The following is a 14,231-nucleotide window of genomic DNA, read 5'->3' as shown; positions in this document are numbered from 1 at the left end:
TCACCGGGGCACTCCCCGCAGCCCTACCCGGCGGGTGATCTCCCGGTCAATCGGCTGGGACCGCTGGGCGGGGGTGGACCGGCCGGGCATCGCCATGCGCCGGATGCCCTCGACCCTGACGAATATCTCCCGCCGCCTCGTGGCGTCGCCCGCGCTGTCCAACTCGTAACCGTCCAGCCACACCCAACCGCAGTAGGTCTGAAGGTCCAGCACGCGGATGAGCCGGAAGAAGATCGGCACGCCGAACTGCACGCTGCAGGCCCGGGTGATGTGCAGGATGTCGCCGGCCCTGAGGTCGAGTTTCACGAGCCGGACCGACGCCAGGCGGTGATCCGGGCTCGGGCCACCACGACGTTCGGGCACCGAACGTCGGGGCGGCAAGCCGGACACCGGTGGTGCCGGTGGTAGTCGAGTACGTACCAGGCCAGGCGGATCAGCCGGGGCAGCCGTCGACAGCTCATGGCCTCGGATCCGGTCGCTGTGTCTGCCGCATTCGGGGTTACCTTTCCGGGTCTGACCTCGGGTTCTGTGCGGCACCCTGACCCGCCGAGCCCCGCTCCACCGGGCCGGGGGTACCGCGTCACCAACCACACACCGCCAGCTACCCCCCTGTCAATGTGGGGACCCCCGATCGAGGATCTACACGCGGGGAGATGAACCTGTTCTTACGTTCAGACCATGGGCAAGGGACCGGGTGAACTGATGGGGCCGTGGGAGATCTGCCAACGACTCGGCGTCTCCCGCTCGCGGTTCCAGCAGATCGCCTTGCGCCCCTCGTTCCCCAGGCCCTACCAGGAGCTGAAAGCCACCAAGGTCTGGCTGGCCGTCGAGGTAGAGGCGTGGATCGCCGAGCATCGCCAGCCCCGGCCGCCGGCAGACGAGGACGACCAGGGCTGACGGGGGATCCTGGAGCGCGACACGGAGCGGCCCCGGGAGCTACGTACGCCCCCAGGGTCACTCGGGACCTCCGGCAAACCGATCAGGCTAGGTGCCCAGCACTTCCCCCGCTGCGCACCATGCGCCACCTGCCCGAGGGGTGACCGGCGCGGACCAGGCCAGCCGTGCGGTCAGCGCAGCGCCCGCAGGGCGACCGCAGTCAGCGCAGCGCCCGCAGGGCGACCGCAGTCAGCGCAGCGCCCGCAGGGCGACGGCGGTGACCACGCCGTAGGCCAGGTGCGGCACGAGGTCGGTGGCCCAGTCGGTCGCCGACCAGGAGCGTGGATCGGTGACCCGCAGCGCGGTCAGCGGCCCGTTCGAGGCGATCATGGCCAGCCCGGTCAGCGCCAGCGCCGAGACGGCGGTGGGCAGCCGGCGGCCGCCGGCCGCGACGTACCCGCCGGCGGCGGCGACCGAGGTCACGTAGCCGAGCAACGGGCCGAGCCCGGCCCTCCGGTTCCCGCCCGTCTGCCGGTCACCGAGATCGACGTGGGCCAGGTCGGCGAGGCGGGCGACGCTGTCCTCCGCGGCGCTGCTGGCCGGCCGGGCCCGTACCGCCATGTCCAGGTAGGTGACGGCGTTCAACGCGGAGGCACCGGCCGCGCCGGCGATCAGGGCTCTGCTGGTCGGTCTCACCCTCGCCGGCTACCCGTCCTCGCGCCGATGACACCCGGCCGACCGCGGCCGTCTGCCGGTCCGGCCCTCCAGGCACCGGCCTCAGCGGGCCCGGAGGTGGTCGTGCAGGGCGCGGGCGACCTGCCCCATCGTCGCCTCGGCCGCCGGTTGGGCCGAGGCCGGCACGGTGGAGGCGGTGAACGCGGCGACGGCGAACACCCCGCCGTCGTCGTGCTCGACCACGCCGACCTCGTGCCGCAGGTTGAGCAGCGTGCCGGTCTTCGCCGACCACCTCGCGGCGTCCGAGACGAAGTCGGGCGTCAGGCGGTGGCGGACGACGTTGTCAGCCATCAACGACCGGGTACGCGCGGCCACGCCCGGCGCGATCCGCGACGGGACCCAGAGGGCTTCGAGCAGGTCGACGAAGGCGCGGGCGGTGCCGGTGTTGGCCCGGCTCACGTCCAGCTGCGGCACGGCGTGCCCGCCCCGCGAGGTCTGTGCGCCGATCGCCACCGAGTGCGCGAGGTGCACCTCCGCCGGTTCGAACCGTTCGGTGGGCGTCTCGACGAGGTCACGCAGCAGGTGCCGGACGGCGATGCCGGCGATCCCCGCGTCGCGCAGGGCCCGGTTGACCTCGGCCGGCGGAACCAGGGCGAAGAGCGCGTCGGCTGCGGTGTTGTCACTGACCGCGGTACTGAGGTAGAGCAGGTCGTCCACGGCGATCCGCACCGGGTGCCGGAACTTGGTGAGCCCCATCGGGCCGGCCGTCGCGACCCGGCCCGGTTCGACGTCGATCATCGTGGCTCCGTCGATACGCCCGTCCTCGACCCGGTTCAGCACGGCCACCGCCAGCGGCACCTTGACCAGGGACGCGACCGGGTACACCAGGTCGGCCTCGATGCCGATCTCCGCACCGTCCGCCAGGTTCCGGACCAGGAACGAGCCGGACAGCCCCGCGTCGGCCAGTTGTCGGCGCAGGGTCGCCACGAACCGGTCGGCGGAGGTCATCGGGCGGCCCCGGAGGCGGCCAGGCAACGGCCCACCTGCTCGTGGAGCCCACCCCGGAGCCGGTCGGCGTCGACCTCGGTCACCGCGGCGACCCCGTAGCCACGGGCGACCGGGTCGCCGGCCACCGAACGCCAGCGCAGCCCCAGCTCGTCCGCCTGAGCGGCCGGGCAGAGCAGCAGGTTGGTCGTCCGGATGACGTCGGAGACCGCAGCGGTGAGGGTCGCGGCGACCGCGATCTGGGCGGGTGCGAGCGCGGCCCGATGGCCGATCTGGACCAACCGGTCCCGGACGTGCGCGACGTCGTCCTCGGGTTGGATCCAGATCCGGCGTGACGACTGCCGCCCCGGCCCGGCCTGAGCGTCTCGATGTGCAGCGGGCGCCGGTCGTCGTCGTGGGCCGAGGCCACCCCGAGCGGCGTCACCCAGGTCGCCTCGTCCGGCACCACGGCGACCAGAGCCGCCCGGGCCCGCCCGGACCTGAGCAGCTCGGCGCGGGCCGACGGCCCGGCCGGTAGGAAGTCGAGGATCGCGCCCTGAGCACGGGCGGCCGCGTCCAGCAGGGCCAACTGCCGGACGGGACAGGTTTCCGGCAGCGCCACGGCCAGTGGCCGCAGCTTCGCCCGCTCGACGTCGTCGTCCAACGCGTCGGCCAGTTCGACAAGCCGTTTCGCCGGTGGCAGCAGGTCCCGCCCGAACGTGGTCAGGACGGCCCGCCGGGCGGCCCGGTCGAACAACCGTTCACCGAAGCGTCGCTCCAGGGCGGCGATCCGCCGGCTCGCCACCGGCTGCGGCACCCGGGCGGCTGCGGCACCGAGGGTGAAGCTGCCTCGTTCACCGACGTGTACGAACACCCGACAGGCTCCGATCAGGTCCATGACCTGCAACTATGCCAGAACAGCATGGAAAACGTCATTGGCGTCTTTGACGGCATGTGTCCGGAGCAGCAAGCTCGAACGCATGACTACTGCTTTCCGACGTACCAGGGTGTCGGCGTTGTCGTCGGTCCTCGTCGCCGTTCTGTTGAGCGGTTGCGGCACGGGCCCCGTCGCCTCCTCGCCGGTCCCGACGAATGCGATCTCCGGGTCGACGGTCGAGGTGTCAACCTCCGAGAACCGGCACTTCAGTGAGCTCGAGCGACAGTTCGGCGCCCGACTGGGCGTCTACGCGATCGACACCGGAACCGGCCGGACCGTCACCCACCGCGCCGACGAGCGGTTCGCGCACGCCTCGACGTTCAAGGCCCTGCTGGCCGGGGTGCTGCTGCGCCGCCTCTCCGACGCCGACCTGCGTCGCGTCATCCGGTACACCGAGGCCGACCTGCTGGAATGGGCGCCGATCACCTCGAAGCACGTGGCCACCGGCATGTCGATCGAGGATCTCATCGCCGCCAACGTGCAGTACAGCGACAACACCGCGGCCAACCTGCTGCTCGAAGAGATCGGCGGTCCGAAGGGCCTGCAACGGGAGCTGCGGAAGATCGGCGACCGGACCACGAACACCAACCGGAACGAACCGACGCTGAACGAAGCCACGCCGGGCGACCCCCGGGACACCAGCACGCCCCGCGCCCTCGCCACCGACCTGCGCGCGTTCGCTCTCGGCGACGTGCTGCCCGCGCCGAGGCGACAGAAGCTGATCGACCTGCTGATCGGCAACACCACGGGCGACCCGTACATCCGGGCCGGGATCCCCGCCGGGTGGCAGGTCGGCGACAAGACCGGCAGCGGCGGGTACGGCACCCGCAACGACATCGCGGTGGTCTGGCCCCCCACCGGCGCGCCGCTGATCATCGCCGTCCTCTCCGACCGGGGAGTGCCGGACGCGCCCTCGGCGGACACGCTGATCGCCGAGGCGACCGAGGCGGTCGTCGCCACCCTGCGCTGAGCCGACCGAGGCGGTCGTCGCCACGCTGCGCTGAGCCGACCAAGGCGACCGTCGCCATGCTGCGCCAAGGCGACCGACCACTCCGAGTCACCATGGCGACACATCCCTACCCGGGGTGTGTCGCCCCACCAACACTTCAGCCATGGAGAAGAACCGACCTGAGCAGGGCAACGAGCGTTTCGAGAAGGTAGCCGAGGAGGCTTCCGAGACCGTGACCCACGCGGCATCCGTGCTGGAGGAGGAGCTCGCGGCGGGCATCGCCAGCGCGCGCCGCCTGGAGGAGAAACTGAGCGCCGACCGCAGGGTGGACCCCGAGGCGTTCGACGAGCTGGTCACCCGGGTACGGGCCGACGGGCACGCGCTGATCGACACCGTCGTCGGGCAACTGAAGATGGCCGACGACCGGCGCGGTGAGGTCGTCCGCCGGTACACCTCGGACGCGCACGAGGTGCTCGACGGTGTACTCAACCTCGCGCGGCTGGTCCCCGACCTGGCCAACGGGCTGGTCGACCGGGTCCCGCCGCCGGGTCCGCAGCGGTCCGCGCCGTCGGACACGTAGGCCTGCGGTGCCGCCCACCGGTGCGGGCCAGGACCACGTCACCCGGACGCTGGCGCACTACCGCACCCTGACGATCGACACGCTCCTGGCCGACGTGCCCACGGGCGGCCCCCGCTACCTCTACGACCTGGTGGCCGAGTACCCGCGCCGGTGGGGCAAGGGGCTGCGCGCCGCGCTCTGCCTGGCGGCCTGCCGGGCCTTCGGCGGTACGCCGGCGGTGGGGCTCAACGCCGCGGTGACCGTGGAACTGTTCCACAACGCGTTCCTCATCCACGACGACATCCAGGACCAGAGTGAGCAGCGGCGCGGGGCACGGACCCTGCACGGCGAGTACGGCGTCGGCGTCGCCCTCAACGTCGGCAACATGACGAATCTGCTCGCGCTGCAACGGCTGGCCGCCAACCGGCAGGCCCTGGGCTCGCAGGTCTCCTGGCGGCTGTTCGAGGAGACCCAGCTCATGCTGCGGCACTCGGTGGAGGGGCAGGCGATCGAGGTCGGCTGGATCCGGGACAACGTGTGTGACCTCGACGCGGACGACTACTACCGGATGTGCCTGAAGAAGACCTCCTGGTACACCTGCATCTACCCGTGTCGTACCGGGATCCTCGTCGCCACCGGGCGGCCCGACGCGGTCGACGTGCTCGACCGGTACGGCTGGTATCTCGGTGCCGCGTTCCAGATCCAGGACGACGCGCTCAACCTCGTCGGGGACTACGCCCGGTACGGCAAGGAGATCGCGGGTGATCTGTGGGAGGGCAAGCGCACGTTGATTCTGATCGACTTCCTGCGGCGCTGTACCGGCCAGGAGCGCGAACGGCTGGTCAGCTTCCTGGGCCGGACCCGGGCCGAGCGGACGGCGTCGGAGGTGCGCTGGTTGCACCGGAGACTGCTCGCCTACGACTGTGTGGAGTCCGCCCGGTGCAGCGCCCGCGAATTGGCCGCCGCCGCCCGGGCCGAGGGAGAGCGGGCCCTCGGCCCGGCCGCCGACACCGAGGACGGCCGGTTCCTGCTCGACCTGACCGACTACGTCGTCGAGCGCAGTCGCTGACCGGACCGGCGGACGGGTACGGACCTACCGGTCGTACCCGTCCGCGGTCGGCGTGGACCCGGCTCAGGGGGTGAGCACGACCGTGGAGATGCTGCGGGCGCCCACGTTGACGCTCACCTGGCCGCCGTTGACGCTCACCGGTTGGCTGGCCGCATTGGCGTTCACCGAGGTCAGGTAGTGCTCGGCCCGGCTGATGTTCTGCGGGACCTGGATGACCGCGTTGTTGACCGCGCTTGTCGACCGGTTGAGGATCACCAGGGTGGTCTTCCCGCCGCCGGTGTAGGCGGTCACCTCCAGCGGCGAGGCCTTGGAGCTCTTCGACAGGGCGACCCGCTGGTAGCCGGGGCGGACGTACTTGCTGTACTGCGAGAACGCGTACCCGCGCTTGAGCGGTGCGCCGGCGGTGGTGCCGAAGGCCGCCTCACCGTCGCCGATGAAGGAGTAGTAGCGCTTGCCGTACCACCAGATGTAGGCGGTCCAGTTGGCCTCCATCGACCGGTGCACGGTACGCATGATGTCGTCGAGCGTCTCGTTCCAGACCGTCTGGTTGGCCGGGTTGCCCCAGATGTTGGAGCCGTTGCCGTCGGCGGCGTGCAGGTTCCACTCGGTCATCCAGACCGGCTTGTTGTGCTGGTCGGCCAGCGGGTACGAGCGCAGCCGGCCGGCCCCCTCGGTGCCGTACAGGTGGCCACCGATGTAGCCGATGTTGTTGCGCGCGGTGGTGTCGTTGAGGGTCGGGTCGGTGTAGCCGTAGTTCAGGTTCACCGCCTCGGCGACCATCAGTTTGGTGTTCTGCACCTTCGCGCCCTGGTCGCGTACCCAGTTGCGCAGCTCGGTGCCGCTCCAGTCCATCGAGTCGTAGTCCGGGTGCCAGTCCGGCTCGTTCTGCACCGAGGTGACGTCGATCGGCACGCCCTGGTTGCGCATGTACTGGACGTAGCTGTTCAGGTGGTTGGCGTAGTCGTCGTAGTAGTCGGTCTTGAGCTTGCCGCCGTTGACCCGACTGTTGTTGGTCTTGAACGACGCCGGCGCCGTCCACGGCGAGGCGAGGATCTTCACCCCCGACCCGGCCGACTTCGCCGTCTTCAGCGAGTTGACGTGGGTCGCCCACTCACCGGAGACCGGTGAGATGCCGGTCCGCACGATGGAGAGCCCGAGCTGGTTGGCACCGAGCCCGACCAGGGTCTGGGTCTCCGCCGTGGACCAGGCGCTGCCCCAGATCGAATGCGCGGCCCCGAACCCGTCGACCGTCTGGTACCGGGTGCCGGTGTTGACCGTGATGTCCGCCGGCCCGGTCGGCGGGTTGGTGGGCGGCGTGGTCGGTGGGGTGGTGGGGGGCGTCGTGGGTGGCGTGGTGGGTGCGGTGCCGCCGGTGCAGGTGACCCCGTTGAGGGCGAAGCTGGTCGGGGCCGGGTTGCTGCCCGACCACGAGCCGTTGAAGCCGAACGAGGCGGTGCCGTTGGTGGCGATCGCACCGTTGTAGCTGACGTTGCGGGCGGTGACCGTGGCACCGCTCTGGCTCAGGGTGGTGTTCCACGCCTCGGCGACCCGCTGGCCGGCGCTGTAGTCCCAGGTGAGCGTCCAGCCGCTGACCGGGTCACCGAGGTTGGTGATGGTGACGTCGGCACCGAAGCCGCCCTGCCACTGCGACGACACGGCGTACCGTACCGAGCAGCCGGCGGCGGCCGCACCGGCCGGCAGGGCCACCGCGACCCCGGCCGAGGCCAGGAGCGTGGCACCGACCGCCACCCCGGCGGTCCTGACCTTGAGTCTTCTCTTGACGCTTCTCATCGCTGCTGTGGCCCTCCGGAAATGGTGGTGGCACGCCTGTCGCCAGGCGCGACGACGGTAACCGGGAGCGCTCCCACGGCACGACGAAGGCGGACCATTCGCGAGTGCGGCGAGGTGCAGAAGCTTCCTGATCGACGCGAATGTATTCCTTAGCTCGATACTTGTCAATTAATTCGAGGCCCGTCTCCCGGCGTGGTTTCGGCCACCACCGAAGGTGCCGGGAACCCGGGCCGGGCGCTGGCCGACCAATCCGCTACCGGCACGGCACCGCGATCCTGCGGGACCGGCACGGGTACGGATGATGCTGCCGGAAGCCTCGGGGTCGGCAGCCAACGCGGAGGAGTTCTCGGGTGAGAAAGCGCGTCGCGGCTGCCGCCGCAGCGATGGGTGTGTCGGTCGTGCTGGCCGGCTGTGGCGGCCCGAGCGGTACGGCCGAACCGGTCGCGTCGTCGGACGCGGGCTACGGCACCCGTACGGTGACCGACTGCACCGGCACCACCGCCACCTTCACCGCCGCGCCCACCCGGGCCGCCGCGGTGACCACGAGTGTGGTGGAGTTCCTCCTGACGCTCGGCCTCAAGGACCGGATCGTCGGCATGCAGGCTCAGGCACCCGGGGCGTTCCCCGCCGACCTGGCCACGATGGCGGAGTCGATCCCGCGCCTCGGCGGCACGTACGTACCGGGCAACTTCGTCCCGGTACAGCGGGAGCAGCTGCTCTCGGCGAACCCCGATTTCGTGGTCGGGGGCTGGCCGTCGAACTTCGACTCCACCAAGGGCGCCCTGTCCCAGGCAGAGCTGACCGAGCGGGGGCTGAACTCCTACTTCGCCTTCGCTGCGAGCTGCGCTCGGACCGCACCGGTGACCGACCTGTCCGTTGTCTACCAGGACATCGAGAACTACGGCACGATCTTCGACGTCGAGGAGGAGGCCGCCGCGCTGGTGACCCGGATGAAGGACACCGTGGCGCGGGTGCGGGAGCGGACGAAGGACGCGCCCCGACCCAAGGTGTTCTCGTACAGCTGGGAGGACGGCGGCGGGAAGGCCTACGCCGTCGGGAACCAGAACCTCTCCAACGCCATCATCGGCCAGGCCGGCGGGAAGAACGTCTTCGACGACGTCGCCGCCGTCTACGGCGAGGTCAGCTGGGAGCAGGTCGCCGCGCGCAATCCCGATGTGATCGTCATCGAGGTGTTCGGCAAGGCCACCCAGGCGGAGTTCGACGCGGTGGTCGCCAAGGCCAAGACCTTCTTCACCACCGACCCGGCGCTGAAGAACGTGACCGCGGTGAAGAACCAGGCGTTCGTACCGGTGCTCGCCGAGACGTACTACCTCGGCGGTGTACGCAACGCCGAGGCGGTCGAGAAGCTCGCCACGGTTCTGCATCCGGCAGCCTTCCCGCAGTGACCGGCACGGCAGCCCGGGCCGGTCGCACCCGGTCGCACCGGTCCGGGCTCGTGCTCGGTGCACTGGCCCTCACGGGGGTCGCGTTCTGCGTCGTCGCGGTCGGCATCGGCAGCGCCACCATCCCGTCGACGACGGTCGTGGAGATCGTCGGGTACCGGCTCACCGGCCTGGGTGACCCCAGCCGTTGGACGCTGATCCAGGACGACATCGTCTGGAACCTGCGGCTGCCCCGGGTCGCCCTCGCGATCCTGGTCGGCGCGGCGCTCTCGGTGGTCGGCGTGGTGTCCCAGGGGGTGATGCGCAACCCGCTGGCCGACCCGTACGTCCTCGGCATCTCCTCGGGTGCCGCGTTCGGCGCGGTGGCGTGGCTGGTGCTCGGCGCGGCGGCGTTCGGCGGCGCGACGGTCGGGGTGGCGGCCTTCGCCGGGGCGATCGTCGCACTGCTCACGGTGGCCGGCTTCGTCCGGGTCACCGGCTCGTTCTCTTCGGGCCGGCTGGTCCTGGCCGGGATCGTGATCGGCACCGGTTTCTCCGGGATGACCAACTTCCTGATCTTCACGGCCCGGGACCAGGGTACGACCAACTCGGCGCTGTTCTGGCTCCTCGGCAGCCTGGCCGGAGCCCGCTGGGATCAACTCCTGCTGCCCACCGTCGTGCTGCTCACCGGGATCCTCGTGGTCCTGCTGATGTCCCGCCAGCTCAACGCGCTGCTCTTCGGCGACGCCACGGCCGCCGCCCTGGGCATCGACCCGCACCGGGTCCGGTTGCTGCTGTACGTCGTCGCCGCCGCGTTGACCGGCGTCTCCGTCGCGCTGTCCGGGGTGATCGCCTTCGTCGGTCTGGTCGTGCCGCACGCCGCCCGCCTGCTCGTCGGCAGCGACCACCGCCGGCTGACCCCGGTCGCGGCGATTCTCGGCGCGGTCTTCATGGTCGCCGTCGACCTGCTCGGCCGGGTGGTCATGTCGCCGGAGGAGCTGCCGGTGGGTGTGGTCACCGCGGTCCTCGGCGCACCCGCGTTCCTACTGCTGATGGCGCGCCGCGGCGGCCGGTTGGGAGAGCCGTGACCGCCGTACCCGACGACGTGCTCACCGTACGGGGCCTGACGGTCCACCGTGGCGGCCGGCGGATCCTCTCCGGGGTCGACCTCACCGTCCGGCGGGGCAGCGTCGTCGGCGTCGTCGGGCCCAACGGCGCGGGCAAGTCCACGCTGCTCAGCTGCCTCTACCGGCACACCGCCTACCAGCAGGGACAGGTCACGGTCGACGGCCGGGAACTGCGTACCCTGCCTCGCCGGGAGCTGGCCCGGGTGATCGCCGCCGTCCCACAGGACACCCCGATCGTCTTCGACCTCACCGTCGAGGACATCGTCGCCGCCGGTCGCATCCCGCACACCGGCGCTCTCGGGATGGACCGGAAGCGCGACCGGGACGTGATCACCGAGAGCCTGCGGCGGGTCAACCTGGAGCAGTTGCGCCACCGCAGCGCCGCGACGCTGTCCGGTGGCGAGCGGCAGCGGGCGTTCCTGGGTAGGGCGCTTGCCCAGGCCGCCCCGGTCCTGATCCTCGACGAGCCGACGAACCACCTGGACCTCGCCAACCAGGAGCAGCTGCTCGGGCTGGTCCGCGCGCACACCGGCACCACACTGGTCGCCATCCACGACCTCAACCTCGCCGCCGAGTACTGCGACCAGATAGTCGTTCTGGACGCGGGCACGGTGGTGGCCGACGGTCCGGTCGACGAGGTCATCACGGCCGATCTGCTGAAGCGGGTGTTCCGGGTGTCCGCCCACGTCATCGCGCATCCGGACAGCGGCCGTCCGCACATCGTCCCGGCGGCTCGGGGCGGGTCACGCTGACCAACTTTTGCCTAGAGATGCAAAAGTTTCCATGCATCAGTGAAAACTGGTAGCGTCAGCGATCGATCTTGCGCGGACTCCACCACCACAGGAGGAACCATGACCGCACCGAGCCGGCGGCGCTGGCAGCGCCGACCCGCGCTCGTGGCCGCAGGCACCGCGATGGCGACCCTGCTCGCCACCGCCCTCGCCGCACCCGCCACCGCCGCCCCCACCACCACCGCCGACGTCCCGCCCCAGGAGCCCGGGGTCACCCTGCGCTCGTACGACATGGGCACCGCGCTCTCGGCACTCTGCACCCTCAAACCCGCGCAGACGCCGAACGTCGACAAGCTCATGCCGCAGATCAACTGGACGAGCACCGACGAGTTCGGGCTCACCGACCGGTTCATCAGCCACGTCACCGGCAACCTCACCACGCCCGTCGAGGGCAGCTACACGTTCCGGCTGACCAGCGACGACGGCTCCCGGCTGACCATCGGCGACCAGCTCGTCGTCGACCACGACGGGCGGCACGGCGAGACCGCCAAGGAGGGCACGGTCACCCTCGCCGCCGGCCTGCACCCGCTGCGCGTCGAGTTCTTCGACAACACCGGCGGCCAGGTGCTGCGGCTGGAATGGCGTCGGCCCGGTGCCGCCAACTTCGAGCTGGTGCCGACCTCCGCGTTGAGCACCGACGCCGGCGTCGTCCGGGTCACCGCGCCGGGCTGGAAGTACTGCGAGGGGGCCACCGACTCGGCCGGCGACGGTCTGCCACTGGACCGGGTGCACCCCGGCTACACCCTGACGGAGCTGCGTCCCGACGGCTTCGAACCACAGGTCACCGGGATGGCGTTCCGCCCCGACGGCGCCCTGGTCCTCTCCACCTGGGGCAGCGCCGAGAACCCGACCGGCGAGATCTACGTCGCCGAGGGCGTCACCGGCCAGACCGACCCCGGCAAGGTGACCTACCGCCGGTTCGCCGACGGGCTGCGCGAGCCCCAGGGCGTCGCGGTGGTCGACGGCACCGTCTACGTCAGCCAGAAGCACGAGCTGACCGCCCTGCGCGACACCGACGGCGACGGGGTGGCCGACGACCGGCGTACCGTCGCCACCTGGCCCTGGGGCGGCAACTTCCACGAGTTCGCGTTCGGCCTGCTCTACCGGGACGGGTTCTTCCACCTCAACCTGTCGGTGGCGATCAACCAGGGTGGGGCCACCACGGTGCCGCAGCCGGCACCGAACCGGGGCACCTCGATCAAGGTCAACGCCCGGACCGGCAAGATCTCGTACGTCGCCGGCGGGCTGCGTACCCCCAACGGGATCGGCTGGGGCCCGCGCGGCGAGGTCTTCGTCACCGACAACCAGGGCGGCTGGCTGCCCGCGTCCAAACTGGTGCAGATCCAGCAGGGGGCGTTCTACAACCACTACACCACGCCGGCCGGCCCGTTCGACGACAAGCCGGTGACCCGGCCCGTGGTGTGGCTCCCGCAGAACGAGATCGCCAACTCGCCCTCCACTCCGGTGCTGTTGGAGCAGGGCCCGTACGCGGGGCAACTGGTCGTCGGCGACGTGACCTACGGCGGTCTGCAACGGGTCTTCCTGGACGAGGTCGAGGGGCAGTACCAGGGCGCGGTGTTCCGGCACACCCAGGGCCTGGAGGCCGGCGTCAACGAGGTGACCCTCGGCCCTGACGGCTCGCTCTACCTGGGGGGCCTGGGGGCCGGCGGCAACTGGGGGCAGGAGGGCAAACTCCGGTACGGCCTGCAGAAGCTGACCCCCAACGGCACCTCGGTCTTCGAGGTCAAGCAGATGCGGGCCACGGCCGGCGGGTTCGACCTGGAGTACACCAGGCCGCTGAGTCCGGAGACCGCGCAGCGGCTCGCCGAGGCGTACCAGGTGACGCAGTGGCGCTACGGCGCGACCAGCCAGTACGGCGGTCCCAAGCTCGACCAGGAGACGTTGCGGGTGACCAAGGCGGTGCTGGCGGCCAACGGTCGCACCGTCCGGCTGAAGATCGCCGGCCTGAAGGAGAACCGGGTGGTGCACGTCCGCTCCCCGCGCCCGTTCTCCGCCACCGACGGCGCGGAACTCTGGAACACCGAGGCCTGGTACACGCTCAACGAGATCCCCGGCCGGGTGGTGCAGCCGCAGACCTTCTTCGAGGCCGAGGAGGGCCGTACCGTCGGGGTCGGGATGGCCACCGACCACCCGGCCTACTCCGGTGCCGGCTTCGCCGCCGGATTCGCCAACGACGGCTCGTCCACCCGGATCTCCGTCGACGTGACCGAGGCCGGCAACTACGACCTGGCGATGCGCTACAGCAACGGCCCGAACCCCTACTCCGGCGTCAAACAGCTGAGCCTGTACGTCAACGGCAAGCGCGTCGAGCAGACCGTCTTCCCCTCCACGGTGACCTGGCAGGAGTGGGGCACCGTCACCACCAAGGCCCGGCTCAGGCGGGGACACAACGTGGTGGAGTACCGCAAGGAGGCCGCCGACTCCGGGCACGTCAACCTCGACGTGCTCGCCGTCCGGCCACGCGGTGAGCGGATCACCCTCTTCGACGGCGGTGACCTCACCGAGTGGCAGCACACCGACGGACGCGAACCGGAGTGGACGGTCGCCGGTAACGCCATGACGGTCCGCAACGGTGACCTGCGGACGGTGCAGGCCTTCGGCGACTTCCGCCTGCACGTGGAGTTCAAGCTGCCGCTCTACCCACCGGAGGTGACCGGCCAGGCCCGCGCCAACAGCGGGGTGTACCTGCAGGACCGGTACGAGATCCAGGTGCTCGACTCGTTCGGCATCGCCGTGCCGAAGACCAACGACGCCGCCGCCATCTACACCCAGAAGGCGCCGGACGTGAACGCGGCCCGGCCGCCGGAGACCTGGCAGACGTACGTCATCGAGTACCGGCAGGCCCGCTACGACGCGACCGGCGCCAAGGTCGCCAACCCCCGGGTCACGGTGACCTGGAACGGCGTGCTGGTCCACGACGACGTGGAGATCCTCGGCCCGACCGGTGGCAGCCGGCCCGAGGGCCCCGCCACGGGTGCGATCCGGCTCCAGGACCACGGCGACCCGGTCCAGTACCGCAACATCTGGATCAAACCGCTCGACAACTGACCGCACGCACCGGGGCGGCCGG

At 70.9% G+C, this 14,231-nt stretch carries 13 protein-coding genes and 1 pseudogene; 8 read left to right on the top strand and 6 right to left on the bottom strand.

Translation table 11 applies throughout. The features are described 5' to 3' along the window. Nucleotides 1–306 (bottom strand): hypothetical protein, encoded by a 306-nt coding sequence (locus GA0070617_RS03810; RefSeq protein ID WP_175440425.1) that lies wholly within the window; start codon nucleotides 304–306, stop codon nucleotides 1–3. A 372-nt stretch (nucleotides 307–678) separates the two neighbouring features. Here GA0070617_RS03810 and GA0070617_RS03805 point away from each other — a divergent pair, with 372 nt between their 5' ends. Continuing rightward, nucleotides 679–897: a helix-turn-helix transcriptional regulator gene (locus GA0070617_RS03805; protein WP_217628766.1), complete on the top strand. Its 219-nt coding sequence runs from the start codon at nucleotides 679–681 to the stop codon at nucleotides 895–897. 228 nt (nucleotides 898–1,125) lie between these two features. Here GA0070617_RS03805 and GA0070617_RS03800 read toward each other — a convergent pair whose 3' ends face one another. The 4 genes and pseudogenes from GA0070617_RS03800 to GA0070617_RS32300 form a co-directional block, all read right to left on the bottom strand. Continuing rightward, on the bottom strand, nucleotides 1,126–1,572 hold the full coding sequence (locus GA0070617_RS03800) for a hypothetical protein (protein ID WP_091433964.1): 447 nt from the start codon (nucleotides 1,570–1,572) through the stop codon (nucleotides 1,126–1,128). An 81-nt stretch (nucleotides 1,573–1,653) separates the two neighbouring features. After that, nucleotides 1,654–2,559 carry a serine hydrolase gene (locus GA0070617_RS03795; protein WP_091433962.1) on the bottom strand — a complete coding sequence of 302 codons (906 nt, stop codon included), beginning with the start codon at nucleotides 2,557–2,559 and terminating at the stop codon, nucleotides 1,654–1,656. Continuing rightward, complete coding sequence (locus tag GA0070617_RS31255) at nucleotides 2,556–2,837, bottom strand: hypothetical protein (protein ID WP_229688397.1); 282 nt, start codon at nucleotides 2,835–2,837, stop codon at nucleotides 2,556–2,558. The genes GA0070617_RS03795 and GA0070617_RS31255 overlap by 4 nt, the downstream gene beginning before the upstream one ends. 419 nt (nucleotides 2,838–3,256) lie before the next feature. Further along, nucleotides 3,257–3,433 (bottom strand): annotated as a pseudogene (locus GA0070617_RS32300) (helix-turn-helix domain-containing protein); the annotation flags it as partial. Nucleotides 3,434–3,515: 82 nt separating this feature from the next. Here GA0070617_RS32300 and bla point away from each other — a divergent pair. From bla to GA0070617_RS03775, 3 genes are all read left to right on the top strand, one after another. Then, nucleotides 3,516–4,442 (top strand): class A beta-lactamase, encoded by a 927-nt coding sequence (gene bla, locus GA0070617_RS03785; protein WP_091433960.1) that lies wholly within the window; start codon nucleotides 3,516–3,518, stop codon nucleotides 4,440–4,442. Nucleotides 4,443–4,584: 142 nt separating this feature from the next. Beyond that, nucleotides 4,585–5,001 (top strand): hypothetical protein, encoded by a 417-nt coding sequence (locus tag GA0070617_RS03780; RefSeq protein ID WP_091433957.1) that lies wholly within the window; start codon nucleotides 4,585–4,587, stop codon nucleotides 4,999–5,001. 7 nt (nucleotides 5,002–5,008) lie between these two features. Next, complete coding sequence (locus tag GA0070617_RS03775) at nucleotides 5,009–6,049, top strand: polyprenyl synthetase family protein (protein ID WP_091433956.1); 1,041 nt, start codon at nucleotides 5,009–5,011, stop codon at nucleotides 6,047–6,049. A gap of 63 nt (nucleotides 6,050–6,112) precedes the next feature. Here GA0070617_RS03775 and GA0070617_RS03770 read toward each other — a convergent pair whose 3' ends face one another. After that, entirely contained in the window at nucleotides 6,113–7,840 is a 1,728-nt protein-coding gene (locus tag GA0070617_RS03770; RefSeq protein WP_091433954.1) for a cellulose binding domain-containing protein, read from the bottom strand. Between the two features lie 350 nt (nucleotides 7,841–8,190). Between GA0070617_RS03770 and GA0070617_RS03765 the strand changes: the two genes are divergently transcribed. From GA0070617_RS03765 to GA0070617_RS03750, 4 genes are all read left to right on the top strand, one after another. Beyond that, nucleotides 8,191–9,246: an ABC transporter substrate-binding protein gene (locus GA0070617_RS03765; protein WP_139135566.1), complete on the top strand. Its 1,056-nt coding sequence runs from the start codon at nucleotides 8,191–8,193 to the stop codon at nucleotides 9,244–9,246. Beyond that, nucleotides 9,243–10,310 (top strand): FecCD family ABC transporter permease, encoded by a 1,068-nt coding sequence (locus GA0070617_RS03760; protein ID WP_091433950.1) that lies wholly within the window; start codon nucleotides 9,243–9,245, stop codon nucleotides 10,308–10,310. Before GA0070617_RS03765 ends, GA0070617_RS03760 begins: the two co-directional genes overlap by 4 nt. Further along, nucleotides 10,307–11,101, top strand: a complete 795-nt coding sequence (locus GA0070617_RS03755) for an ABC transporter ATP-binding protein (RefSeq protein WP_217628764.1) — start codon at nucleotides 10,307–10,309, stop codon at nucleotides 11,099–11,101. Before GA0070617_RS03760 ends, GA0070617_RS03755 begins: the two co-directional genes overlap by 4 nt. A gap of 99 nt (nucleotides 11,102–11,200) precedes the next feature. Beyond that, complete coding sequence (locus GA0070617_RS03750) at nucleotides 11,201–14,209, top strand: 3-keto-alpha-glucoside-1,2-lyase-like domain-containing protein (protein ID WP_229688398.1); 3,009 nt, start codon at nucleotides 11,201–11,203, stop codon at nucleotides 14,207–14,209. The last annotated feature ends 22 nt before the right edge of the window (nucleotides 14,210–14,231 follow it).

This window comes from Micromonospora yangpuensis, from assembly GCF_900091615.1.
Taxonomy (GTDB): Bacteria; Actinomycetota; Actinomycetes; order Mycobacteriales; family Micromonosporaceae; genus Micromonospora; species Micromonospora yangpuensis.
The sequence above is the reverse complement of the archived record's forward strand: the minus strand, read 5'-3'. Positions and strand labels throughout refer to the sequence as shown.